Here is a 24,815-nt window from a genome sequence, read left to right as displayed (position 1 = left end):
TTAATTTAGAAAAAGGATAAGCAATGAAAGTTCGTGCGTCCGTAAAGAAATTATGTCGTAACTGTAAGATTGTTAAACGTGAAGGCGTAGTTCGTGTGCTTTGCAGCGATCCTAAACATAAACAACGTCAAGGTTAATTTGATATATTTTTCTTGAAAAGAATCGGTTGAGTGGGTATACTGCTCAACTCTTTTGTATAGTGTATTGGTATGTTGTTTGAGTATCCTGAAACGGGCTTTTCAGATCAACATACCAGATTAGTTAAATAATAGGAGTGCATAGTGGCCCGTATTGCAGGCATTAACATTCCTGATCATAAGCACGCTGTAATTGCTTTAACAGCAATCTATGGTATCGGTAAAACCCGTGCTCAACATATTTGTGATGCAGTGGGTATTGCAGGAAGCGTTAAGATCAGCGAATTGTCTGAAGAGCAGATTGATAAACTGCGTGACGAAGTTGGTAAATTTACTGTTGAAGGTGATTTACGCCGTGAGGTAACACTAAACATCAAACGTCTTTTAGACTTAGGATGCTACCGTGGTTTACGTCATCGTCGTAGCTTACCGGTACGTGGTCAACGTACTAAAACTAACGCGCGTACCCGTAAGGGACCACGCAAACCGATCAAGAAATAATCGGGGTAAATGATAATGGCTAAAACACCAGTTCGTGCACGTAAGCGTGTAAAAAAACAAGTTGTAGATGGCGTGGCTCATATTCATGCTTCTTTCAACAATACTATTGTTACAATCACTGATCGCCAAGGAAACGCCCTAGCTTGGGCTACTGCAGGTGGATCAGGTTTCCGTGGTTCTCGTAAATCTACTCCGTTTGCGGCACAGGTTGCTGCAGAACGTTGTGCCGAAATGGTTAAAGAATTCGGCTTAAAGAACTTGGAAGTTATGGTAAAGGGACCTGGTCCTGGTCGTGAGTCAACAATCCGCGCATTAAATGCTGCAGGATTTCGCATCACTAATATTACTGATGTGACTCCGATTCCTCATAACGGTTGTCGTCCACCGAAAAAACGTCGTGTATAAGACGTATTAGGATAGTTGGAGAAAGAAAATGGCAAGATATTTGGGGCCTAAGCTCAAACTAAGCCGTCGTGAGGGCACAGACTTATTTTTGAAGTCTGGTGTTCGTGCGATTGAGTCTAAATGTAAGATTGATACTGCACCAGGTCAACACGGTGCACGTAAGCCACGTTTATCTGACTATGGTAGTCAATTACGTGAGAAACAAAAAGTTCGTCGTATGTACGGAATTTTAGAACGTCAGTTCCGTAACTATTACAAAGAAGCTAACCGTTTGAAAGGTAACACTGGGGAAAACTTATTAGTGTTATTAGAAGGACGTTTAGATAATGTTGTGTATCGTATGGGATTTGCAGCAACACGTGCAGAAGCTCGTCAATTAGTTAGCCATAAGGCTATTATTGTTAATGGACGTGTAGTAAATATTCCTTCTTTCCAGGTTTCTGTTGATGATATTATTGCAGTACGTGAAAAATCTAAAAAGCAAGCACGTATTAAAGCGTCATTAGAATTAGCAGAACAAAAAGAAAAGCCAACTTGGTTAGAAGTCGATGCTGCTAAAATGGAAGGTGTTTTCAAACGTGTTCCGGAACGTTCTGATTTATCAGCAGACATTAACGAACATCTGATTGTTGAGCTTTATTCTAAATAATAGAGCTTAACAGCAAAGAGAGGATAAAATGCAGGGTTCTGTTACAGAATTTTTAAAGCCACACTTAGTTGATATTGAGCAAATTAGCCCTACTCATGCTAAAGTGACCTTGGAGCCGTTAGAACGAGGCTTTGGCCACACATTAGGTAATGCTTTACGTCGCATTCTTTTGTCATCTATGCCAGGTTGCGCAGTGACTGAAGTAGAGATTGACGGTGTATTGCATGAGTACAGTAGTAAAGAAGGGGTTCAAGAAGATATTCTTGAAGTTCTTTTAAACTTAAAAGGTCTAGCGGTTAAAGTGCAGAATAAAGATGACGTATTTCTGACACTGTCAAAATCTGGAATTGGCCCTGTTGTTGCCGCAGATATCACTCATGATGGTGATGTTGAAATCGTTAATCCAGATCATATCATTTGTCATTTGACAGATGAAAATGCCTCTATTAATATGCGCATTCGTGTGCAGCGTGGCAGAGGATACGTTCCTGCGTCTTCGCGCTCACATGATGAAGAACGTCCTATTGGTCGTTTGTTGGTAGATGCATGCTATAGTCCTGTTGATCGTATTGCTTATAATGTTGAAGCAGCACGTGTTGAACAGCGTACTGACTTAGATAAGTTAGTTATTGAGATGGAAACTAATGGAACATTAGATCCAGAAGAGGCGATTCGTCGTGCAGCAACTATTTTAGCAGAACAGCTTGATGCATTCGTTGATTTGCGTGATGTTCGTCAACCAGAAGTCAAAGAAGAAAAACCGGAATTTGATCCGATTCTACTTCGTCCAGTAGATGACTTAGAGTTGACAGTTCGTTCTGCTAACTGTTTGAAAGCAGAAACAATTCACTATATCGGTGATTTAGTTCAACGTACAGAAGTTGAGTTACTTAAAACTCCTAATCTTGGTAAGAAATCTCTTACTGAAATTAAGGATGTATTAGCTTCACGTGGACTATCACTAGGTATGCGCCTTGAGAATTGGCCACCAGCAAGTATTGCTGAAGACTAGTTTGGTCATAGGTTAAAGATTTTTCTGAGAAGGATAAGGTCATGCGCCATCGTAAGAGTGGTCGTCAACTAAACCGTAATAGCAGTCATCGCCAAGCGATGTTTCGTAATATGGCAAGTTCTTTGGTTAGTCATGAGATTATCAAGACTACATTGCCAAAAGCAAAAGAATTACGTCGTGTAGTTGAGCCGTTAATTACTTTAGCTAAAGTAGACAGCGTTGCAAACCGCCGTTTAGCTTTCGCTCGTGTTCGCGACAACGCAGTTGTTGCAAAACTATTTAATGAATTAGGTCCACGTTTTGCCCAACGTGCGGGTGGTTACACTCGTATTTTAAAATGTGGATTCCGCCCAGGTGATAATGCGCCAATGGCGTATATTGAGTTAGTAGATCGCCAAGTTGCTGAAGAAGCAGCTGTAGCGGCAGAATAATTCAATTTAGATTGATTAAAAAAAACTGCATCTTTTAGATGCAGTTTTTTTATATCTGGTTTTATTGTTTCCATTGATTAATTCTGAAATTTATTTAATCATATTCCATAACATCCCTCAGGCTTTGGAGAACCTAAAAATTGGAATTTTTATCTTTTTCTAAGTTATTGAAAACAATCTTAATTTCCTCTCTTATTTTCTTTAGCTCTTCGATATGTGCAGAGAAGCTTTATATTTATAACTGGACAGAATACATTCCTAATTCTCTATTACAGGAGTTTACTAAAGAGACAGGTATTGAGGTTGTCTATTCGACTTTTGAGAGTAATGAAGAAATGTACTCGAAGATGAAATTAACTAATGGTGGAGGGTATGATCTCATCTTTCCATCTAGTTATTACATTGGGAAAATGGCCAAAGAGGGTATGTTAGCAAAATTGGATAAGTCAAAATTAGTTAATTTTGCACAAATAACATCAAACCTATTGAATAAAAATTTTGATCCGGAAAATCAATATTCATTACCCTATGTTTATGGCTTAACGGGAATTGGCATAAATAGTGCTGAGGTTGATCCGAAATCAGTTACAAGTTGGGCTGATTTATGGGATCCAAAATACAAAGGGAAGATCTTATTAACGGCAGATTCTAGAGAAGTTTTTCATATTGCTTTGTTATTGAAGGGATTTTCACCAAATACAAAGGAAAATAAAGAAATTGAATCAGCTTATCGTTTGTTGCAGAAATTAATGCCAAATGTACAATCGTTTAATTCTGATTCTCCTGATGTGCCTTATGTACAAGGAGAGGTCTCATTAGGAATGATTTGGAATGGATCAGCTTTTCGTGCACATAAGGAAAATCCTGATATTCAATTTATTTATCCACAAGAAGGCGTCATTATTTGGATGGATAATTATGCTATTCCTAAAAATGCGGAACATAAAGAGGCAGCCTATAAGTTTATTGATTTTATGTTACGCCCAGAAAGTGCTAAAGAGGTTATTGAGACAATGGGGTTTTCTATGCCTAATGAGGGCGTAAAAGTATTATTGAATCCTATAGATGCTAATGATATAACACTATTTCCTCCTCAGGATCAGATAGAAAAAGGTGTTTTACAGGAGGATGTTGGAGATGCAATCGATATTTACGAAAAGTATTGGCATCTTTTGAAAACTAATTAGTCACTGGTTCAGCAATTATAGATAGAAATGTATATAATTGTAGCTCATATTATCGATTATATTTTTTATTTATAGATAGGATTTATTATGGAAAAGTTTCGTGTACACGGGCGATCTTGTCTGAAAGGTTCGGTGAAAATTTCGGGTGCTAAAAATGCAGCATTACCTATTTTATTTGCTTCTATTTTAGCGGAAGAACCTATTACTTTGCATAATGTACCAAGGCTACGTGATATAGAAACTACTTTACAGATTTTGCGTAAATTAGGTATTAAAGCTGATTGGTGTGGTGAGCAGACTATTTGTATTGATGCGAGTAATGTGGACAATTTTGTTGCTCCATATGAGCTTGTTAAAACGATGAGGGCATCTATTTGGGCATTAGCACCATTAACGGCACGTTTTAATCAGGGGCAAGTGTCTTTACCGGGTGGTTGTTCTATTGGAGCAAGACCAGTTGATCTCCATATTTCTGGATTAGAAAAATTGGGTGCGAAAATTTTACTTGAAGATGGTTATGTAAAATCGTTTGTTCCTTCTCGTTTACAAGGGGCGAGAATTGTTATTGATAAAGTCAGTGTCGGAGCAACAATTTCGATTATGACTGCAGCTGTCTTAGCAAAAGGAAAAACGGTAATTGAAAATGCTGCTCGGGAACCAGAAATTGTCGATACTGCTGAATTTTTGAATAAGATGGGTGCTAATATTCAAGGTGCTGGTACCGATATGATTACTATTGAAGGAGTAGAGCGTCTTGCCGGTGGTGAACATACGGTAATACCTGATCGTATTGAAACCGGAACATTTTTGGTGGCAGCAGCGGTATCTGGAGGTCGAGTTGAGTGTCTGGGAGCAAGAGCGGATACTTTAGAAGTAGTCATTGAAAAATTACGTGAAGCTGGGGCTCAAGTTGATGTTACGGAAAACAGCATTACGTTGGATATCTTAGGGCAGCGTCCTAAAGCAGTCAATATTAGAACAGCTCCACATCCGGGATTTCCAACTGATATGCAAGCTCAATTTACCTTACTAAATATGGTGGCGAATGGAACAGGGATTATTACAGAAACGATTTTTGAAAATCGTTTTATGCATATTCCAGAGTTGATTCGGATGGGGGCTAAAGCTGAAATAGAAGGAAATACAGCAATATGTCACGGTGTGGATCATTTATCTGGCGCTGAAGTCATGGCGACAGATTTGCGAGCATCAGCAAGTTTAGTGATTGCCGGTTGTATTGCACAGGGTGAAACCATTGTTGATCGAATTTATCACATTGATCGCGGTTATGAACATATTGAAGAAAAACTAAGAGCGTTAGGGGCAAGAATAGAACGATTTGTGGATAAATAAGTATTATGAGGTTGCAATAGCAACCTCTTTTTTTAAGCATTTCGTACTTTATATAAACAGAACAAAGCGATGAAAATGAACCCTGAACAGACATAAAATGTATCGTAATAACTATAAAATCCGCCAATAGTACCTGCCAATGGACCACCTAAAATCCAACTACTTTTAGCACTGTTAGTAAATAATGTTGTTGCTGTACCGAGTTTTGTTGGCATTAAATCTTGAAAATATGCCATTCCTATTGTAGCAACAATGCCGATTAATCCGGCGTTTAAGCATTGTAATAACAATAATCCCCGGTCGGAAGTGACAACTAAAAGTGATGGATAAAAAATTACACCGCATAAAATAGCTATCATCATTAAATGTTTTTTATCAATATATTTATTCATCCATCCTGCAAGCAACATAATTGGAATTTCTAACCCGGCAGCAGTTCCCATTAAAATTCCTGCTAAATTTTCAGGTAAGTGTAATTGATTGGTAATGTAAAGTGGCATATTAATTAAATACATACTATTACAGCTAAAAATAATAACTAACACTGCAGAAAGGTAAATGATATCGGTTCGATTCTCTGGAGATGCTTCAATGTTTGTTGGCATAGTAATATTTTTTTCTTTGTGGCGAATTTTGGGCAGAAAAAAGCGTCCACAACAAGCACTTAATAAAAATACTGTGGCACCAATTAAAAATAAAAAAGTGAAACCTTTATTAATTGCTAGCCAAAAAGCGAGAGGAGGCCCGATAATCCAAGCGAGAGAAATTTGTGCACGCATTATTGTCATAAACATAATTGCTTGTCGTTGTTTGCGGTTGGCGTATTCACGGGCAAAGGCGAAAATTTGAGGATTAGAAGCAGAACCTAATCCAAAAAGTGTTACTGCTAATGTAAGTAACACCCAATAATTACGACTGAATGCAAAAATAACATATCCGACGGTAGCCATTAAACTGCAACCAAAAATAAGCAAACGCCTATCTTTTATACGATCTGAAAAATAGCCAATAATTTGCCCAAGAATAATACTGATAAAAGCATTTACTGCAAAAAAACAGCCTACAGCAAAAGGGGAGACTTGCACCTCTTTTGTTAAAAATAAGCTCATTACTGGCAATTGAAATGCTGATCCAATACCAGTTAAAAATGCTATTAATAAAAAGGTAAATGTAATTCGCTTTAACGTTGCTTTTGAGTGATTCATATGTATAACAAAAAATGCCCCTGAAAATCAGGGGCAAAATTTAAGTTGAGGAATATATATAACGTTATTATTTTTATAGCTTATACACTTATAGTACGTCGCGGCAATTTAAGTCATCAAATGCTTGTTCTAAACGTTTTGACATTGACTCTTCGCCTTTACGTAACCAAACACGTGGATCATAGAATTTTTTGTTCGGTGCATCAGGACCTTCAGGGTTACCTAATTGACCTTGTAAATAAGCTTCATTTTTCTTGTAATATTCTAAAATACCGTGCCAAGTTGCCCATTGAGTATCTGTGTCGATATTCATTTTAACCACGCCATAAGAAACTGCTTCTTGAATTTCAGCGTGGCTTGAACCTGAACCACCGTGGAATACATAAGAAACTGGCTTATCTGTGCTTAAACCGTGTTTAGCTTTGATATAGTCCTGACCTTTTTTCAAGATGACCGGAGTTAATTTTACATTACCTGGTTTATATACACCGTGTACATTACCGAATGCCGCTGCAATAGTAAAACGAGAGCTGATTTTTGATAATTCAGTGTAAACTAGGTCAATTTCTTCTGGTTTAGAATAAAGATCCATAGGATCGCGATCAGAGTTGTCAACACCGTCTTCTTCTCCACCGGTAATACCAAGTTCCATTTCAAGGGTCATTCCGATTTTGTCCATACGGGTAAGATATTTTTTGCAGATTTCGATATTTTCTTCTAATGGTTCTTCTGAAAGGTCTAACATATGAGAAGAGAATAAAGGTTTTCCTGTTTCAGCAAAATGTTTTTCACCAGCTTCAAGCAATCCATCAATCCACGGAAGTAATTTTTTCGCTGCGTGGTCGGTATGTAGAATAACAGGAACACCATAATGTTCAGCTAATGCGTGAACGTGTTTTGCACCGGCGATAGCACCAAGCACATCAGCACGTTGTCCTTCAGCTAATTTGATACCTTTACCAGCATAGAATGAAGCACCACCGTTGGAGAATTGAATAATTACCGGTGCTTTAACACGAGCAGCAGTTTCTAATACAGCGTTTATAGAATCAGAGTTAACACAGTTTACTGCTGGGATAGCAAAGTTATTTTCTTTGGCGAAAGCAAAGACTTTGTGTACTTCATCACCAGTTAATACACCAGGTTTTACGAAATCAAAAATTTTAGACATAGTATTTTCCTATTTTTAGTGAAGAAGAAGGGGGATATCCCCCCTTCTAAAAAACGATAATTAACCTTTTGCTCTTTGTTCAAGAATTTCTACAGCCGGTAATACTTTACCTTCAACAAATTCAAGGAAAGCACCACCACCAGTGGAAATATAAGAGATTTGATCGGCAATATTGAACATATCAATCGCTGCCAAAGTATCACCACCACCCGCAATGGAAAAGGCATCACTTTCGGCAATAGCACGTGCTACGATTTCAGTTCCTTTACGGAAGTTAGGAAATTCAAATACACCTACAGGACCATTCCAAAGGATAGTTTTTGCATTACGAATGATTTCTGCAAGTTGTTGTGCGGATTCATCACCTAAATCCATAATTTCTTCATCATCTTGTACTTCTGTTGCTGGTTTTACAGTCGCAGTTGCAGTTTCAGAGAACTCTTTACCAACGCGAACATCAGTAGCAACAGGGATATTGCAGCTTGCCATTAAGCGTTGTGCTTCAGGGATTAAATCTTTTTCGTAAAGTGATAAACCGACATTATTGCCTTGTGCTGCGATAAAGGTATTAGAAATACCACCACCGACAACAAGCTGGTCTGCAATTTTTGAAAGAGAATCTAACACAGTTAATTTAGTGGAAACTTTAGAACCACCAACAATTGCTACCATTGGGCGTTGTGGATTTTTCAAAGCTTTACCTAAAGCATCCAATTCATTGGAAAGTAACGGACCGGCACAAGCAACAGGGGCAAATTTTGCAACACCGTGAGTAGAGGCCTGTGCACGATGTGCGGTGCCGAAAGCATCCATTACAAATACATCACAGAGTGCTGCATATTTTTGTGCTAAATCGTCAGCATCTTTCTTTTCACCTTTGTTGAAGCGTACATTTTCCAATACAACCAATTCATTTGGAGCAACTTCAACACCGTCTAGGTAATCTTTTGCCAAACGAACAGGAACATCTAAAAGATTGTTTAAATAGTCAACAACCGGTTGTAATGAAAATTCAGCATTGTATTCACCTTCGGTAGGACGACCAAAGTGAGAAGTTACCATCACCTTCGCACCTTGTTCCAATGCTAATTTAATTGTTGGTAATGATGCTTTAATACGTGCATCAGAGGTGATTTTGCCATCTTTAACAGGAACATTTAAATCCGCACGGATAAGAACACGTTTACCTGCAAGATCGAGATCGGTCATTTTAATTACTGACATTTTAAGCCCTCTTATAAAGTTAAATAGGAGTGATTTCTGAATTCAAATAGTGCGATTATTATAACAGCTCATTGTGATAAAAGTGTGGGTTAGATCAAAATTATTTGAGTAATATTTGATTTATTTTTGTGAATAAAATAAATCGCTTAAAAAGCGGTTATAAAAATATAGATGAAGGGTGTACAATAACTAATTTTTGAACGAAAGTGAAAGGGGGAATTTGTCAAACTTATGGCATTACTAATTACGGATAAATGTACAAATTGCGATATGTGTGAACCGGAGTGTCCGAACAATGCAATCTCTGTGGGTGAAGAGATTTATGTGATTGATCCCGCATTATGTACAGAATGTGTTGGACATTATGAAACACCAACCTGCCAAAAAGTCTGCCCAATCAATAGTTGTATTATTTCTGATCCTGATCATAGAGAATCTCAAGATGAATTGTGGGAGCGATTTGTCCTTATCCATCACGCTGAGAAGCTCTAATTTATAAAAATTCTAAAAAAAAACTAATTTTTTAAATAAATTCTAATTAAATTATCTCAAATACAATAATGTTTTTGCTAAATTTGTTATTTATTGAATAATACACAGCATTAAAGTGTAATGCTTTGTATTATGTGTGTATGGGATAAAAAGAAGAAAGAGAATCTATTATGAAAAAGTCATTTATTTTACAACAACAAGAGATTAGTTTTGTTAAAAACACTTTTACTGAAAAATTAGCGGAGCATTTAGGGCTGGTTGAGGTGCAAGGGCCGATTCTTAGCCAAGTGGGGAACGGTATTCAGGATAACCTTTCCGGAAAAGAAAAAGCGGTACAGGTTAAAGTAAAACAGATCGAGGGTGAAGTTTTTGAAGTTGTTCACTCATTAGCGAAATGGAAACGCCATACATTAGGTCGTTTTGACTTTAAACCGGGTGAGGGGCTATTTGTACATATGAAAGCGTTGCGTCCGGATGAAGATTCTTTAGATCGCACTCACTCTGTTTATGTTGATCAATGGGACTGGGAGCGTGTTATTCCGGAAGGATTACGGACATTAGATTACTTAAAAGATACTGTCCGTTCAATTTATCGTGCAATCCGCGAAACTGAAGCCTTAGTAGAAAAACATTTCCATATTGCTACAACTTTACCGAAAGAGATTACTTTTGTTCATACTGAAGATCTTGTACAACGTTATCCGGGAATGACAGATAAACAACGTGAGAATGCGATTTGCAAAGAATATGGTGCAGTATTTTTAATCGGTATCGGTGGAAAATTGTCTGATGGCAAACCACACGATGTGCGTGCGCCGGATTATGATGACTGGACAACCGTGTCAGAAGGCGATTACAAAGGCTTAAACGGTGATATTTTAGTTTGGAATGAAGAATTAGGCTCTGCGTTTGAACTCTCTTCAATGGGGATTCGTGTGGATGAAACGGCATTACGTCGCCAGTTGGCGATTACAGGTGACGAAGATCGTTTAAGATTCTCTTGGCACCAGGATTTAATTAATGGGAAATTACCGCAAACAATTGGTGGCGGTATCGGTCAATCTCGTATGGTAATGTTTTTATTGCACAAAAAGCATATTGGTGAAGTGCAATCAAGTGTATGGCCACAACAGGTCTTCGAGGAATTTGAAAATATTCTTTAATGTATAATTATTGAAAAAGAAGAATAATGAGGAAACAGAGTATGAATTTGTTTCCTCTTATTTTTTATATCAAATTTAGGTTTAGGCATTGTCGGTGAAATTGTTGTAATGTGTTTCTATGTCCGATACTTATAATGATTGCCTGTGGCAGTTGTTGTTTGATGAGTGAATAAAGGGAATGCTCTGTTGGCTCATCCAGTGCAGATGTAGATTCATCTAGAAAAATTACTGTCGGTTTGCTGAGTAAAATTCGTATAAAAGCAATACGTTGTAATTCACCAGGTGAGAGAATTGCTTGCCAATCAAGTTCCCGATGTAAATGAGTTAAATATTTGTCCATCTTACATTGTTTCATTGCTGTGCATACTTGCTCCACTGATGTTTGAATATTTGGATAACAGATGGCTTGATAAAGTGTACCTTGTGGCAGATAGGGGCGTTGTGGTAAGAATAGTTTTTCTCCTGAGACGGGAATTTCTATTTCTCCTAATGTTTCAAAAGGATAGATGCCGGCAATTGCTTTTAATAAACTGGTTTTTCCTGTTCCGGATGCACCTTTAATCAATAAAGAATCACCGCTATTTAATGTTATATTGATATTTTTAAGAAAAATTTCTCCATAACTATTTTTTAAACCGAAGTTTGTTAATTTAAGTTGATTGCTATAGGTAATAGGATAAAAAGGATAATGTGCTTCCAATTGTTCTAATTTACTGAAAAAAACAACTAAACGATTTAACCTTGCTTGATATAATGTAAATTCTTCATAAAAGAGGCGAAAAAATGAGAGCGCTCTCATTAAGCGATTAAAAGCTTGTACTGTTTGATGCATATCTCCTAAGGTTACTTGACCAGCAAAAAAACGAGGAGCCTGTAGCATTAGAGGTAAAAGTTTGGCTGTTTCCGATACGCCGGTATTAAAGCCATCTAATCCCAACATTTTTAATACAATGCGCCAACGATTCCGGATAATTTGTTGGAATTTCTGCTTTAGTAAATTGTGTTCTCTTTTTTCTCCTTGGTAGAAGGCAATGCTTTCTGCGTGATCTCTTAAACGAATAAGAGAATAACGATAGTTTCCTTGTAGTTTTTCCTTGTTAAAGTTTAATTTTACTAATGGTAATCCGATCCAAACGGAAATGGCAGTGGCGACAAGAATAAAAAGGTAAATAAAGAAGACTGTACCTTTAGGTATTTCTAAACCGAATAGCGCTAATAAACCGGAAAGCCCCCACAAAATAATTGTAAATTCTATGGTGGATATAATGGAATTAATTGTACCTCGTACTAGATCAATTGTGGAAGTAACAAAATCTCTAGCATCCTGTTCTATTCGTTGGTCAATATTGTCGGGCAAGTCTGATTCATACTTAAGACGATAATAGTTTTTATGGGATAACCAACGTTCAAGCATTGAGGCATTCAGTTTTTCTAGCCAACGAATTTCAAATATTTGTCGGATGAGATTGTTAATAATAGAACGAAGAATATTAATAAAAACTAAAAGGGCATTGATTGAAGCAAAAAACCAGAAGGCTTGAGCCTGTTTATTTTGAAGAGAGCTATATAACCCATTGTAAAAAAAACTATTTAATACACTGATTCGTACCTCTAATAGGATAAAAGTAATAAGTACAATCAGCATAAAAATGATTTTATAGTGATTCGAATTTTTAATGCAATCTTGATTTATCAAATAAAATTTTTTGCCAAATGAAGTATATCTTAGGATTAGGGAAAGAAAGAATAATCCTAGACAAACCCAAAATAACGCATTGATTAACCAAGATAAACTTGTATTTAATTCGGTTTGCCAATTCATTTTTTGATGTGCCCTTCCTCTTCAGAAAGGGCTTTACTCTGTATCAATTAGAAAGAAAGTTCAATATTTGCCCAATATGTTCTCGGCATACCAAGCACGGCGAAGCTTCGATCATACCGACCACGTTGAACTTGCCAGTAATGTTTGTTGAATAGATTTTCAATACCTAATTTAAGGATAAATTGTTGCTGTTGAAGTTTGAAAGCATATTTAGCACCTATATCAACAGTAGCATAGGATGGGAATTTATATTTTTTGGCGTAATCTTGGTAAGATGAGCTGTAATATTGGAGCGCACTATTAAGAGTTAAACCCTGAATAAATGGTGTATCCCATTCAATACCGGCTTTAGCAATAATGCGTGGGCTGGCAACTTGAGTTCCATCAATAATCTGTCCTGCCCAGTTGGCATAATCGAGCAATTCACCTTTGTTATAACTGATACCTAAATTGGAGCGTAAGTAACCATTCAACAAATTGGCATAAAGATTAAATTCAATGCCGCGATTACGTTCTTTTCCTTGTTGTTCTCCAGCTTTACGCTGATAGTTATTAGCTGCTTTACTAGTAATTGTTCCCGGCCGAGAGAGTTGATAAATACTGAGTGTGGTAGTGTATTGTTCCCCCCAATTTTTACGTACACCTAATTCAATCTGTTTACTGACTAGTGGTTTGGACATTACTCCATCTTCATCAACTGCACCAGGTTCAAGATCTTCCAAGTAATTAGCATACCAAATTAAGTTGGAAGTAGGTTGGTAGGCAAGTGTTAACATCGGACTAAAGCGGTGATTGTCTGCTTTAGTGTCGCTTTGATAGTCGGTTTGTTTGATCCATTGGTATCGTCCGCCTACTGTTAAACGTAGTTCATCCTCAAAAAAACCTAATGTATCAGCAAAAGCGATGCTGTGTGCTTGAACTTTTTCATTCGTAGATTGAGCTAAAGCTTTATATGTTGGTGAATTTGGGAACACAGGATTATAAAGATTAATATTTCTGAATGTTTTATCTTTTTTGTAGTCAATCACTGGACTTTGTTTGAAATCCCGAGTCCGGATAACACTATCCCAAGCGATATTCCAATTATGGCTGATTATATGAGTGTTAAAATCACCATGTAATTTTAAATTGGTGCTAGTTGTATTAATTTTATAATTCATTGCCCTCATTGATTGGATATTATAAGTTTGCGGAGTCGCCATTCTGATTTGTCCGAATGCACCGTAATATTTTGATGACATATGCCCGATACCACCTGAAAGCATCGTATGATATGGTAGGTCATATTCGAATGTCGCCATTATGGTTTGATCTTCCGTTGTTTGACCAGACCAATGAGGAATTAGATTAATTTCTCCGTCCGGAGCAGGGGCTAATGCAAAATCAAGATCTTGAATATCCTGTATACGTGCACGCCCGCCTTTAGTTGCTCTTTTGGTATACATATAATCAATAGCAGTTCGTAATTTATCACCACGATAATCTGCACCTATGGCGATCTCACTATTTCGTTCATTAAAATGTTTTCGTGCTGTATCACCGTCACGGTATAAACCACTAATTCTTATACCCCATTGTTTATTGTTGCCGAAGCGACGACCAAAATCAAAATAAGGCTGTGTGCGATCTTTACTATACCACGCCATACCTAATATATTAATCGGAGTATCAGTCGCTCGTTTTGTTTGAATATTGACTGAAGCACCGGATGAACCTTCTGGATCCATACCTACAGTGGCAGTTGATGCACCTTTAATTAATTGTGCGGAAGCAACGGCGGAAAGAGGAGAATTGTAGCTGGAGTATAAACCGGTTAACCCATTTACGCTGAATTGACGAGCATCAAGTTGTAAACCTCTAACATAAATTCCACTCAGTGTGTTGGTTTCACCGCCAAAGTTCATCACTGAAGCATCCATTTTTGCAATAGCATCAACAATATTACGAGCTTCAGTTTGTTCAATTGCCTGTTGATTATAATTGATGACTGAAATAGGCGTAGCAAATGCAGTTTGTTGTCCAAGTAAACTGAGATTAACATCCGATTTAAGTTTATTTGTCGCTCTAATTCCGTTATGACTTCGACCTGTTCTAATGTGTTATCAGAAAAGTCTGAATCTGCAATAACAATATGGGGTGAAGATAAACATATTAAAAAATAAAAGAAAATTGTCTTTTTTTGCATAAAAAATTTTTTAAATTGGTGATAATAAATAGGATAAATAAATTGGAGGCGGAGTATAACGAAAAGAAAAATATAATACAATATTAATGAGAATGATTCTTATTGGTTTGCAATAAGTTTTTTGACCTAAATTCAAAAAAAGTAGTTTTATAGTATAAATTTTTATTGCCTTGTGTTAATTTTGAAACGCTTTTTTATTTTTCACAACAAAAGGAATTTACAATGAATTGGAATTTAGATCCGAAAGATGTTTTTAATGCCTCTCCTGTTATTCCAGTGATGGTGATTAAGAAACTGGAAGATGCTTTACCAATGGCAAAAGCATTGCAAGCAGGCGGTATTAATGTTTTTGAAATCACATTGCGCAGTGCAGTAGCATTGGATGCAATCAAATTATTAAGTAAAGAAGTTCCAGATGCATTGGTTGGTGCAGGAACCGTATTATCGGCTGAACAATATGATCAGGCGGTGGCGGCAGGCGCAAAATTTGTGATTTCTCCGGGCGCAACACCAGCACTATTAAAACACGCAGCTGAACGTGAAGTACCACTAATTCCGGGTACGGCAACGCCATCAGAAATGATGCAAGCGTTAGAGCTAGGGTATTCTTATGTTAAATTTTTCCCAGCAGAAATTAATGGTGGTGCGGCAGCATTAAAAGCTATTTCAGCAGCATTACCACAATTAAGTTTCTGCCCGACCGGCGGAGTATCACCAAAAAATGTGGCAAATTATGTTGCAGTGAATTGTGTTAAAACAGTCGGTGGTTCTTGGATGATTCCTAATGATGCTGTTGCGGCGGGTGATTGGGCTAAAGTAACCCAATTAACCAAAGAGGCAGTTGAGTTAGTAACAAGTTTAAGAAGCTAACAGATTGTTTTGAATTGGAGAAATTCCCTTATCCCATATGGAATAAGGGAATTTTTTATTAGTGAGTCAGGCGAATAATGGCGTTGGAAACATCTTGATCTTGATAAATGCCATTAATCGCATCGGTGAATGCCTGATTTAACACTTTTTGGATTTCAGGTGTTTTTGCTCCGAATGCACCTTCTTGAGAACGGTGAGTTTCAATATTTTTGCTATATTCGCCTTTTGCGCTTTGTACTTGAATAGTTAGCTGTACGGAAGCGTCAATTTTATAACGAAGATTGCCTTGGTTTACATTAGCATAGAATTGTTTCACATTAACTGTTACTACAGCTGGGGCGTTATTCGGCAGAATACGGAAACCTTTGCTGTTCAGATCTTGTTGTAATGCTTGTTGGAACACTTCAGCAATGCTTGGCTGGGCAAAGATCGGATAAAGTTGACCATCATAAGTATATTGAGAAACAGTTTGGTTGCCACGAAGATCTCGAGAAGTAACGCTTACGCTACTATTTTGGTTTTGAGCATTAAATGGTCCAACTGCTGCTGGCGGTGTAAAAGTGATAGTGTTTTGTGGTGTTTGGCAAGCGGCAAGTAGAAAACTTGCAACCATAACACAGGCGGAAGCGAAACATCGTAAAGATTTATACATAATAAAGTCCTATTTCATTAGTTATCAGTTTGTGAAGTTGAAAACATCGCTATAAAATAGTGTATATTCATACAAGAATCATCAATAGTCAAAGTAAATTATCCTCTTACAGCAAAAAGAATAATCATATTTTAGCGAAAAGTTTTCCACAATTTGCAGAAGATCATTACGTTTAGGAGTTTTTATGAACAAACAGCAACAGATGACAGTTTTATTGCAACAAGAATTATCCCCTCTTCATTTTGAAATTATTAATGAAAGCCATATGCATAGTTCTGGGAAGGGGGATGAATCACACTTTAAATTAATTATTGTCAGTGAGCGTTTTCAAGCAATGCGGGCGGTAATGCGTCATCGTTTGGTTTATCAGCTATTGGCACAGCAGTTGGCGGAAGGTGTGCATGCTTTAGCGTTGCATTTGTATGATCCGGATGAATGGAAATCTTTACAACAAGTGCCAAATTCACCAAATTGTATGGGTGTTGGTGAGTAATATACTTATAAAGTGGTATTTATTTGATTTATAAATAAAAAGTCGGTTATTTTTTATTGAAATATATCAAAATTTTCACATTTTTTTTAAAATAAGCGGTCATTTACTGGAATTAAAGGGGGGCTTTTGGTTACAATAAGCCGTTTTAAATATCCTTGTTCACTCCTAATTCAATAGTATGACTAATTATTTAAATCATTGTTTTGGTTATGATTTATAACCTGAACAAGGAGTATACAGATTTGAGTTTTAAAATTAAGTGGATAGTGTAATTATGTATCTTGGTGTGTTGGAGAAAATTATCTATTTGTTTTTATAGAAGTTTTGACTGCACTTATATCGCTTAAAGAATAATAATTCGCTTGAAACTACTCAAACGAGAGATTACCGTAATGCCTACTCTATTACGGTAATTGTTGTGTTTAACCCAACGAAAAAGTAGTGCAAACAATATGATTACGATTAAAAAAGGCTTGGATCTTCCTATCGCTGGGAAGCCAGAACAAGTAATCCATAACGGTAATGCCGTTACTGAAGTTGCCTTGCTTGGCGAAGAGTATGTGGGAATGCGTCCTTCAATGAAGGTGCGTGAAGGTGATGTGGTGAAAAAAGGTCAGGTGCTTTTTGAAGATAAAAAGAACCCGGGCGTATTATTCACTGCCCCTGCAAGTGGTACTGTAACTGCGATTAATCGCGGGGCTAAGCGAGTGTTGCAATCCGTCGTGATTGAAATTTCAGGTGATGATCAGGTTACCTTTAACAAATATTCCGCCGATGAGCTTAAAAGTTTAACTTCCGAGCAAGTTCGTCAAAACCTACAAGCGTCAGGGCTTTGGACAGCACTTCGCACCCGTCCATTCAGTAAAGTGCCAGCGGTTGATGCTGTGCCATCTTCGATTTTTGTCAATGCAATGGATACCAATCCATTAGCGGCTAATCCTGAAGTGGTGTTAAAAGCCCATTGGGAAGATTTCACCAATGGTTTAACCGTATTAAGCCGTTTACACGAAGGCAAATTGCATTTATGTAAAGCGGGCGACAGCAATATCCCAACGATGGATTTACCGAATTTATCCATTCACGATTTTGGCGGCCCACACCCAGCGGGCTTAAGCGGTACGCATATTCATTTTATCGATCCTGTGAGTGCAACAAAAACCGTGTGGTATCTAAATTACCAAGATGTGATCGCATTTGGTCGCTTATTTACCACGGGTGAACTTTATAATAGCCGTGTGATCTCATTGGCTGGCCCACAGGTGAAAAATCCACGTTTAATTCGCACGCAACTTGGAGCGAATTTAAGCCAATTAACGCAAGGTGAATTGAAAGAGGGTGAAAACCGTATCATTTCTGGCTCAGTGTTAAGCGGTCATAAAGCGGCTGGCGCGGTGGACTATTTAGGTCGTTATGCGTTGCAGGTTTCCGTGATTGAAGAAGGGCGTGAGAAAGAGTTCTTGGGCTGGATTGCTCCAGGGGCGAATAAGTTCTCAATCACCCGAACTGTATTAGGACATTTCAGCAAAAAACTGTTCAATTTTACCACCGCACTTAATGGTGGACACCGTGCGATGGTGCCAATCGGTGCTTATGAGCGTGTAATGCCATTAGACATTATCCCAACTTTGTTGTTGCGTGATTTAAGTGCAGGCGATACAGACAGTGCACAAGCATTAGGTTGCTTAGAGTTAGATGAAGAAGATCTCGCACTTTGTACATTCGTGTGTCCGGGTAAAAATGACTACGGTCCAATGCTGCGTGCAGCCTTAGATAAGATCGAGAAGGAAGGTTAAAAATGGGTTTAAAACATCTTTTAGAGAAAATGGAACCTGCTTTTTTACCGGGTGGGAAATATGAGAAGTGGTATGCCCTTTATGAAGCAACGGCAACCTTTTTATATACACCGGGTACAGTAACAGCGAAGGCCTCTCACGTCCGTGATGCGTTGGATTCTAAACGTATGATGGTGTTGGTGTGGTTAGCCTTATTCCCAGCAATGTTCTACGGAATGTTTAATGTGGGATCACAATCTATTCTTGCATTAAGCGTGGGTGATTTTGCACAAAACTTAGCCCATAACGTGGATTCAAACTGGCATTTTGCCTTAGCAAACGCATTAGGCTTAGTTTCACCCGATGCGGGCGTGCTAGCAAAAATGGCACTAGGTGCGATTTTTTTCCTGCCAATTTATTTAACCGTGTTCCTCGTGGGCGGTTTCTGGGAAGTGTTATTTGCCACAGTGCGTAAACACGAAATCAACGAAGGTTTTTTCGTAACCTCTATTTTATTAGCCCTTATCGTTCCGCCAACATTGCCATTATGGCAAGCGGCGTTAGCGACGACATTCGGGGTTGTAGTTGCCAAAGAAGTGTTTGGTGGGGTAGGTAAAAACTTTATGAACCCAGCTTTAGCAGGGCGTGCGTTCTTATTCTTTGCCTATCCTGCACAAATCTCAGGGGATTCCGTATGGATCGCCGCTGATGGTTTCTCTGGGGCGACCGCACTTTCACAATGGGCAACTGGCGGTCAAGGTGCATTAAAACAAGTTACCACAGGACAGCCAATTCAATGGATGGACGCATTCTTAGGGAATATCCCAGGTTCAATCGGGGAAGTTTCTACCCTTGCGTTGTTAATTGGTGCAGCGGTGATTGTGTTCGCACGCATTGCTTCTTGGCGTATTATCGCGGGCGTGATGCTCGGTATGATCGCGACCTCTACCTTATTTAATGTGATCGGTTCAGAAACTAACCCACTTTTCTCAATGCCTTGGCATTGGCATTTAGTATTGGGTGGCTTTGCGTTAGGTATGTTGTTTATGGCAACAGACCCAGTATCCGCTTCATTCACAAATAAAGGAAAATGGTGGTATGGTGCATTAATTGGTGCGATGGCAGTGCTTATTCGTGTGGTAAATCCTGCTTATCCTGAAGGTATGATGTTAGCCATTTTATTAGCTAACTTATTTGCCCCAATTTTTGACTATCTGGTTGTTCAAGCAAATATCAAACGTCGGAGAGCGCGCAATGGCTAAGTTTAATAAAGATAGTGTTGGCGGAACAATCCTTGTTGTTGTTTTAGTCAGCTTAGTTTGCTCAATTATTGTCGCAACCGCTGCGGTTGGATTGAAACCGACACAAAATGAGCAAAAATTATTAGATAAACAAAAAAATATCCTCAGTGTAGCAGGCTTATTACCTGCAAAAGCAAAAGGGGCAGAAATTAAAGACCTTTATGCGAAAAACATTGAGCCGAAAATTGTGGATCTCGCAACGGGTGATTATGTAAATAACATCACTAATTTCAATGCACGCGTGGCAGCGAAAGACCCTGCGGAAAGCATCGCAATTAATCCAGCAGACGATAAAGCGGGAATTAAAGTGCGGGCAAAATATGCCGAGGTTTATTTAGTGAAAGATGCACAGGGTAAAACCTCGCAAATTGTGTTGCCAATTTATGGTACAGGGTTATGGTCGGTAATGTATGGTTTTGTGTCTGTTGCACCTGATGCGAATACTATTAAAGGAATCACTTACTATGAACAAGGTGAAACTGCAGGGTTAGGAGGCGAAATTGCTAACCCAAACTGGCAGAGACATTTTGTGGGTAAAAAACTCTTTAATGCACAAGATCAAGTGGCCATTAAAATTGGTAAAGGTGCGTCAGCAGACAAAGAACACGGTATTGATGGGCTTTCTGGTGCGACATTAACCACGAAAGGGGTTCAAGGTTCTTTCGATTACTGGTTTGGACGTAATGGTTTTGGGCCGTACTTAGATAAACTTAGAGCGGAGGCTAACTAATGGCTAATGCAAATATGAAAAAATTATTGTTATCTCCTGTGGTGAGCAACAACCCGATTGCGTTGCAAATTTTGGGTATTTGTTCAGCCTTAGCGGTAACAACGAAATTAGAAACCGCTGTTGTAATGGCGATTGCGGTGAGTTTAGTAACGGCGTGTTCAAGTTTCTTTATTTCTTGTATCCGTAACTACATTCCAAATAGTATCCGTATCATTGTGCAAATGGCGATCATTGCATCATTAGTAACCCTTGTGGATCAAGTGTTGCAAGCCTATGCTTATGAGTTATCTAAACAACTTTCCGTATTCGTTGGATTGATCATTACCAACTGTATTGTAATGGGGCGTGCAGAAGCTTTTGCAATGAAAGAGCCACCATTGGCAAGTTTCGTTGATGGTTTAGGTAATGGTATCGGCTACGGTGCAATCTTAATTATCGTTGCCTTTTTGCGTGAATTAATTGGTTCAGGCAAAATTTTCGGTATGACCGTGTTCCAAACCATCCAAGATGGCGGTTGGTATCAAGCAAACGGTTTATTCCTTTTAGCACCAAGTGCATTCTTTATTATCGGCTTCCTCATTTGGGGCTTGAGAACTTGGAAACCAGAACAGGTGGAGAAATAAGCAATGGAACATTATTTAAGTCTGTTTGTTAAGTCCATTTTTATTGAAAATATGGCACTTTCTTTCTTCCTTGGTATGTGTACATTCCTTGCGGTTTCAAAGAAAGTTTCAACCGCCTTTGGTTTAGGGATTGCGGTAATCGTAGTATTAGGCATTGCCGTGCCAGCTAACCAACTCGTTTATACCCATATCTTAAAAGATGGGGCATTGGTGGAAGGTATTGATTTAAGTTTCCTTCGTTTTATCATCTTCATCGGGGTGATTGCGGCATTGGTACAAATCCTTGAAATGGTGCTAGATAAATTCTTCCCAGCTCTTTACAACGCACTCGGGATCTTCCTCCCACTCATTACGGTAAACTGTGCGATTTTCGGTGGCGTATCTTTTATGGTACAACGCGAATATAACTTTGCCGAGTCGGTGGTTTATGGTATCGGTGCAGGAACAGGTTGGATGCTTGCTATCGTGGCACTTGCAGGTTTAACTGAAAAAATGAAATATGCTGATATTCCAGCAGGCTTACGCGGTTTAGGCATCACCTTTATCACTGTAGGGCTAATGGCACTTGGCTTTATGTCATTTTCAGGTATTCAGTTATAAGAAGGGGATACTAAATGGAAATTATTTTAGGTATTGCAATGTTCACTGTGCTAGTGCTTGCTTTAGCGGTAATCATTTTGTTTGCTAAATCAAAGCTCGTTAATTCAGGGGACATTACTATTGAAATCAATCACGACCCAAGCAAAGCCATTCATTTGCCAGCAGGCGGAAAATTACTCGGTGCATTAGCGAGTAAAGGCATTTTCGTTTCTTCTGCTTGTGGCGGCGGTGGCTCTTGTGGTCAATGTGTGGTGAAAGTAACCGAGGGTGGCGGTGATATTCTGCCAACAGAACTTTCTCACATTTCGAAACGTGAAGCCAAAGAAGGTTATCGTCTTGCTTGTCAGGTAAACGTAAAAAACAATATGCAAATCGAATTGCCTGAAGAAGTGTTTGGCGTGAAAAAATGGGAATGTACCGTTATTTCTAACGACAACAAAGCCACCTTCATTAAAGAACTCAAACTTCAAATTCCTGAAGGGGAAGAAGTGCCATTCCGTGCGGGCGGCTATATCCAAATTGAAGCTGAGCCACATACGGTTTATTACAAAGACTTCGATATTCCACAAGAATACCACGAAGACTGGGATAAATATAACCTATGGCGTTATGTTTCAAAAGTGGACGAGCCAATTGTGCGCGCTTACTCAATGGCTTCATACCCAGAAGAGAAAGGCATCATTATGCTTAACGTGCGTATCGCAACGCCACCACCAAGCAACCCAGATGCACCACCGGGTCAAATGTCCTCTTATATTTGGTCATTAAAACCGGGTGATAAAGTAACCATTTCAGGTCCATTCGGTGAGTTCTTCGCCAAAGATACTGATGCAGAAATGGTCTTTATCGGAGGCGGTGCGGGTATGGCACCAATGCGTTCGCATATTTTTGACCAATTAAAACGTTTGAAATCTAAACGTAAAATGTCGTTCTGGTATGGAGCACGTTCAAAACGTGAAATGTTCTATGTGGAAGATTTTGACACTCTCCAAGCCGAAAACGACAACTTCAAATGGTACGTGGCACTTTCTGATCCATTGCCAGAAGATAATTGGGACGGCTACACCGGCTTTATTCACAACGTGCTTTATGAAAACTATCTGAAAAATCACGAAGCCCCAGAAGACTGTGAATACTATATGTGTGGACCTCCAGTGATGAACGCAGCAGTGATCAAAATGCTCAAAGACTTAGGTGTTGAAGACGAAAACATCTTATTAGATGACTTTGGCGGTTGATAACGCTGTTAAATAAAGAAAAAGAGCGGTCAGATTTCTGACCGCTTTAGCCATTTTTAGCCACAGAAAATTAGCGATAGATTTATGTTAAGAAAAGTCAAAACGGTTTACTGCTGGGCCATCGCCTTACTCTTGGTGAGCAGCTTAACCGCCTGCCAAAAAGATCCCGAAATTGTTACCTTAAGCGGTAAAACAATGGGGACCACTTATCATATTAAGTATTTGGATAAGGGCATAAATACCGGACCGGAAATGACCCATCAGCAAATTGACCAACTGCTTAAGGAGGTCAATCATCAGATGTCAACTTATCAGAAAGATTCTGAACTTAGTCGTTTTAATCGCAGTAAAGAGATAAATAAACCTTTTGAGGTGTCTAAGGATTTTTCTGAAGTAGTGCAGGCGGCGATTCAGTTACATCAGAAAACGGAAGGTGCATTGGATGTTACGGTTGGACCATTAGTTAATTTATGGGGCTTCGGGCCGGAAAAACGATTGGATAAAGAACCAGCATCGGAAGAAATTGAAAAACGTAAGGCGTGGATAGGTATCGATAAATTATCTGTTTCTGAAATAGATGGAAAACCGGTACTCATTAAAAAAATACCGGAACTTTATGTTGATTTATCCTCAATTGCAAAAGGGTTTGGCGTTGATAAAGTTGCTTCTTATTTGGAAAGTATCGGTGTCAGCGATTATTTAGTTGAAATTGGTGGTGAAATTCATACTAAAGGGGTGAATGAAAAAGGTCAGGCGTGGCAAATTGCTATTGAAAAACCTGAATTTGATGGCTCTCGTGCGGTAGAACAGATTGTTGGATTAAGCAATTTATCTATGGCGACATCCGGTGATTATCGTAATTATTTTGAGGAAAATGGAAAACGTTTTTCTCACGAAATCGATCCTAAAACTGGTTATCCGTTACAACATAATTTAGCTTCAATCACTGTAGTTGATCCAAGCTGTATGATTGCTGACGGCTATGCAACCGGTCTATATGTTCTTGGTGCAGAAAAGGCATTGCAACTGGCTGAAAAAGATAATCTTGCAATTTATCTGATTGTTAAAACAGAAAAAGGATTTGAGGTTAAAATGTCATCAGCATTTGCAAAATTGTTGTACAATAATAAAGAAGGAGAGAAGTAATGAAATTATTTTTGATTACATTCGGTTTTTTTGTAGTTGTAATTTTTGCAATGGCAATCGGTTATATCATTAAACGTAAAACTATCAGTGGTAGCTGCGGCGGTATCTCTTCACTCGGCTTAGAAAAGGTATGCGATTGTCCAGAACCTTGTGACGCACGTAAAGCCAGAATGGCAAAAGAAGCAGAACGTCAAGCAAAACTGCAAGAAGCCGGTCGCATTTTATAATTTAATTCATAAGGTAATGCTATTAAGCGTTGTTCTGTGAATCGATAACATTAAGGAAAGAATATTGCTTTCCATTATGCCTTAATGGATATGTATAATTCGGTATGCATATCCTTTTTTAATTGTTTCGTTCCAAACATCAATACAAAATAGATTAATTCTCGGAATTATCTATTTTTATAGATGTGGTTTGTATTGTTTTGGGAATAATTCTAATAAATCAATT

Annotated in this window: 26 protein-coding genes; 20 read left to right on the top strand and 6 right to left on the bottom strand. The window is 38.3% G+C overall.

What is annotated here, in order from left to right; all coding sequences use genetic code 11:
• Nucleotides 1-23: 23 nt before the first annotated feature.
• The 8 genes from rpmJ (at nucleotide 24) to murA (ending at nucleotide 5,675) form a co-directional block, all read left to right on the top strand.
• On the top strand, nucleotides 24-137 hold the full coding sequence (gene rpmJ / locus ACXPAV_RS09740; protein WP_005548767.1) for a 50S ribosomal protein L36: 114 nt from the start codon (nucleotides 24-26) through the stop codon (nucleotides 135-137).
• A gap of 144 nt (nucleotides 138-281) precedes the next feature.
• Nucleotides 282-638 (top strand): 30S ribosomal protein S13, encoded by a 357-nt coding sequence (gene rpsM / locus ACXPAV_RS09735; RefSeq protein WP_013745942.1) that lies wholly within the window; start codon nucleotides 282-284, stop codon nucleotides 636-638.
• A gap of 15 nt (nucleotides 639-653) precedes the next feature.
• The gene (gene rpsK, locus ACXPAV_RS09730) at nucleotides 654-1,043 is read left to right on the top strand and encodes a 30S ribosomal protein S11 (RefSeq protein WP_012072238.1); all 390 of its coding nucleotides are present in this window, start codon (nucleotides 654-656) and stop codon (nucleotides 1,041-1,043) included.
• A gap of 28 nt (nucleotides 1,044-1,071) precedes the next feature.
• Entirely contained in the window at nucleotides 1,072-1,692 is a 621-nt protein-coding gene (rpsD, locus tag ACXPAV_RS09725) for a 30S ribosomal protein S4 (protein WP_065231480.1), read from the top strand.
• Nucleotides 1,693-1,720: 28 nt separating this feature from the next.
• The gene (locus tag ACXPAV_RS09720; protein ID WP_039137100.1) at nucleotides 1,721-2,704 is read left to right on the top strand and encodes a DNA-directed RNA polymerase subunit alpha; all 984 of its coding nucleotides are present in this window, start codon (nucleotides 1,721-1,723) and stop codon (nucleotides 2,702-2,704) included.
• 41 nt (nucleotides 2,705-2,745) lie between these two features.
• Entirely contained in the window at nucleotides 2,746-3,135 is a 390-nt protein-coding gene (rplQ, locus tag ACXPAV_RS09715; protein ID WP_013745939.1) for a 50S ribosomal protein L17, read from the top strand.
• Nucleotides 3,136-3,302: 167 nt separating this feature from the next.
• On the top strand, nucleotides 3,303-4,322 hold the full coding sequence (locus ACXPAV_RS09710) for an extracellular solute-binding protein (RefSeq protein WP_458004419.1): 1,020 nt from the start codon (nucleotides 3,303-3,305) through the stop codon (nucleotides 4,320-4,322).
• A gap of 87 nt (nucleotides 4,323-4,409) precedes the next feature.
• The gene (murA, locus tag ACXPAV_RS09705) at nucleotides 4,410-5,675 is read left to right on the top strand and encodes a UDP-N-acetylglucosamine 1-carboxyvinyltransferase (protein ID WP_458003372.1); all 1,266 of its coding nucleotides are present in this window, start codon (nucleotides 4,410-4,412) and stop codon (nucleotides 5,673-5,675) included.
• A 32-nt stretch (nucleotides 5,676-5,707) separates the two neighbouring features.
• On the opposite strand, the gene ACXPAV_RS09700 is transcribed toward murA, so the two are convergent.
• From ACXPAV_RS09700 to pgk, 3 genes are all read right to left on the bottom strand, one after another.
• Nucleotides 5,708-6,880, bottom strand: coding sequence for a sugar efflux transporter (locus ACXPAV_RS09700; protein WP_458003371.1), 1,173 nt, complete (start codon nucleotides 6,878-6,880; stop codon nucleotides 5,708-5,710).
• Nucleotides 6,881-6,968: 88 nt separating this feature from the next.
• Complete coding sequence (gene fbaA, locus ACXPAV_RS09695) at nucleotides 6,969-8,051, bottom strand: class II fructose-bisphosphate aldolase (RefSeq protein ID WP_458003370.1); 1,083 nt, start codon at nucleotides 8,049-8,051, stop codon at nucleotides 6,969-6,971.
• 60 nt (nucleotides 8,052-8,111) lie between these two features.
• Entirely contained in the window at nucleotides 8,112-9,275 is a 1,164-nt protein-coding gene (pgk, locus tag ACXPAV_RS09690) for a phosphoglycerate kinase (RefSeq protein ID WP_039172289.1), read from the bottom strand.
• A 231-nt stretch (nucleotides 9,276-9,506) separates the two neighbouring features.
• Here pgk and ACXPAV_RS09685 point away from each other — a divergent pair, with 231 nt between their 5' ends.
• Both ACXPAV_RS09685 and asnA read left to right on the top strand, forming a co-directional pair.
• Nucleotides 9,507-9,767 carry a YfhL family 4Fe-4S dicluster ferredoxin gene (locus ACXPAV_RS09685; protein WP_039172292.1) on the top strand — a complete coding sequence of 87 codons (261 nt, stop codon included), beginning with the start codon at nucleotides 9,507-9,509 and terminating at the stop codon, nucleotides 9,765-9,767.
• Between the two features lie 170 nt (nucleotides 9,768-9,937).
• Complete coding sequence (gene asnA / locus ACXPAV_RS09680; RefSeq protein ID WP_065231487.1) at nucleotides 9,938-10,930, top strand: aspartate--ammonia ligase; 993 nt, start codon at nucleotides 9,938-9,940, stop codon at nucleotides 10,928-10,930.
• A gap of 64 nt (nucleotides 10,931-10,994) precedes the next feature.
• Here asnA and ACXPAV_RS09675 read toward each other — a convergent pair whose 3' ends face one another.
• Nucleotides 10,995-12,752: an ABC transporter ATP-binding protein/permease gene (locus ACXPAV_RS09675; RefSeq protein ID WP_458003369.1), complete on the bottom strand. Its 1,758-nt coding sequence runs from the start codon at nucleotides 12,750-12,752 to the stop codon at nucleotides 10,995-10,997.
• Nucleotides 12,753-12,799: 47 nt separating this feature from the next.
• Entirely contained in the window at nucleotides 12,800-14,716 is a 1,917-nt protein-coding gene (locus ACXPAV_RS09670; RefSeq protein WP_458004418.1) for a TonB-dependent siderophore receptor, read from the bottom strand.
• 443 nt (nucleotides 14,717-15,159) lie between these two features.
• Between ACXPAV_RS09670 and ACXPAV_RS09665 the strand changes: the two genes are divergently transcribed.
• Entirely contained in the window at nucleotides 15,160-15,807 is a 648-nt protein-coding gene (locus tag ACXPAV_RS09665; protein ID WP_458003368.1) for a bifunctional 4-hydroxy-2-oxoglutarate aldolase/2-dehydro-3-deoxy-phosphogluconate aldolase, read from the top strand.
• A gap of 58 nt (nucleotides 15,808-15,865) precedes the next feature.
• On the opposite strand, the gene ACXPAV_RS09660 is transcribed toward ACXPAV_RS09665, so the two are convergent.
• On the bottom strand, nucleotides 15,866-16,459 hold the full coding sequence (locus ACXPAV_RS09660; protein WP_039135710.1) for a YajG family lipoprotein: 594 nt from the start codon (nucleotides 16,457-16,459) through the stop codon (nucleotides 15,866-15,868).
• A 184-nt stretch (nucleotides 16,460-16,643) separates the two neighbouring features.
• Here ACXPAV_RS09660 and ACXPAV_RS09655 point away from each other — a divergent pair, with 184 nt between their 5' ends.
• The 9 genes from ACXPAV_RS09655 (at nucleotide 16,644) to nqrM (ending at nucleotide 24,589) form a co-directional block, all read left to right on the top strand.
• Nucleotides 16,644-16,952 carry a BolA family protein gene (locus tag ACXPAV_RS09655; protein WP_458003367.1) on the top strand — a complete coding sequence of 103 codons (309 nt, stop codon included), beginning with the start codon at nucleotides 16,644-16,646 and terminating at the stop codon, nucleotides 16,950-16,952.
• Between the two features lie 452 nt (nucleotides 16,953-17,404).
• Nucleotides 17,405-18,745 carry a Na(+)-translocating NADH-quinone reductase subunit A gene (locus tag ACXPAV_RS09650; RefSeq protein ID WP_458003366.1) on the top strand — a complete coding sequence of 447 codons (1,341 nt, stop codon included), beginning with the start codon at nucleotides 17,405-17,407 and terminating at the stop codon, nucleotides 18,743-18,745.
• Nucleotides 18,746-18,747: 2 nt separating this feature from the next.
• Nucleotides 18,748-19,986: an NADH:ubiquinone reductase (Na(+)-transporting) subunit B gene (locus ACXPAV_RS09645; protein ID WP_039086715.1), complete on the top strand. Its 1,239-nt coding sequence runs from the start codon at nucleotides 18,748-18,750 to the stop codon at nucleotides 19,984-19,986.
• Nucleotides 19,979-20,755, top strand: a complete 777-nt coding sequence (locus ACXPAV_RS09640) for a Na(+)-translocating NADH-quinone reductase subunit C (RefSeq protein ID WP_017805505.1) — start codon at nucleotides 19,979-19,981, stop codon at nucleotides 20,753-20,755. Before ACXPAV_RS09645 ends, ACXPAV_RS09640 begins: the two co-directional genes overlap by 8 nt.
• On the top strand, nucleotides 20,755-21,378 hold the full coding sequence (locus tag ACXPAV_RS09635) for an NADH:ubiquinone reductase (Na(+)-transporting) subunit D (protein ID WP_017805504.1): 624 nt from the start codon (nucleotides 20,755-20,757) through the stop codon (nucleotides 21,376-21,378). The genes ACXPAV_RS09640 and ACXPAV_RS09635 overlap by 1 nt, the downstream gene beginning before the upstream one ends.
• Nucleotides 21,379-21,381: 3 nt before the next feature.
• Nucleotides 21,382-21,978, top strand: a complete 597-nt coding sequence (nqrE, locus tag ACXPAV_RS09630; RefSeq protein WP_017805503.1) for an NADH:ubiquinone reductase (Na(+)-transporting) subunit E — start codon at nucleotides 21,382-21,384, stop codon at nucleotides 21,976-21,978.
• Between the two features lie 14 nt (nucleotides 21,979-21,992).
• On the top strand, nucleotides 21,993-23,216 hold the full coding sequence (gene nqrF, locus ACXPAV_RS09625; RefSeq protein ID WP_035688947.1) for an NADH:ubiquinone reductase (Na(+)-transporting) subunit F: 1,224 nt from the start codon (nucleotides 21,993-21,995) through the stop codon (nucleotides 23,214-23,216).
• 84 nt (nucleotides 23,217-23,300) lie between these two features.
• The gene (locus tag ACXPAV_RS09620; RefSeq protein WP_458003365.1) at nucleotides 23,301-24,362 is read left to right on the top strand and encodes an FAD:protein FMN transferase; all 1,062 of its coding nucleotides are present in this window, start codon (nucleotides 23,301-23,303) and stop codon (nucleotides 24,360-24,362) included.
• A complete protein-coding gene (gene nqrM / locus ACXPAV_RS09615) occupies nucleotides 24,362-24,589 on the top strand; it encodes a (Na+)-NQR maturation NqrM (RefSeq protein WP_013745912.1) in 228 nt (75 codons plus the stop codon). Before ACXPAV_RS09620 ends, nqrM begins: the two co-directional genes overlap by 1 nt.
• Nucleotides 24,590-24,815 lie beyond the last annotated feature (226 nt).

The organism is Gallibacterium sp. ZY190522, from assembly GCF_054166015.1.
The sequence above is the reverse complement of the archived record's forward strand: the minus strand, read 5'-3'. Positions and strand labels throughout refer to the sequence as shown.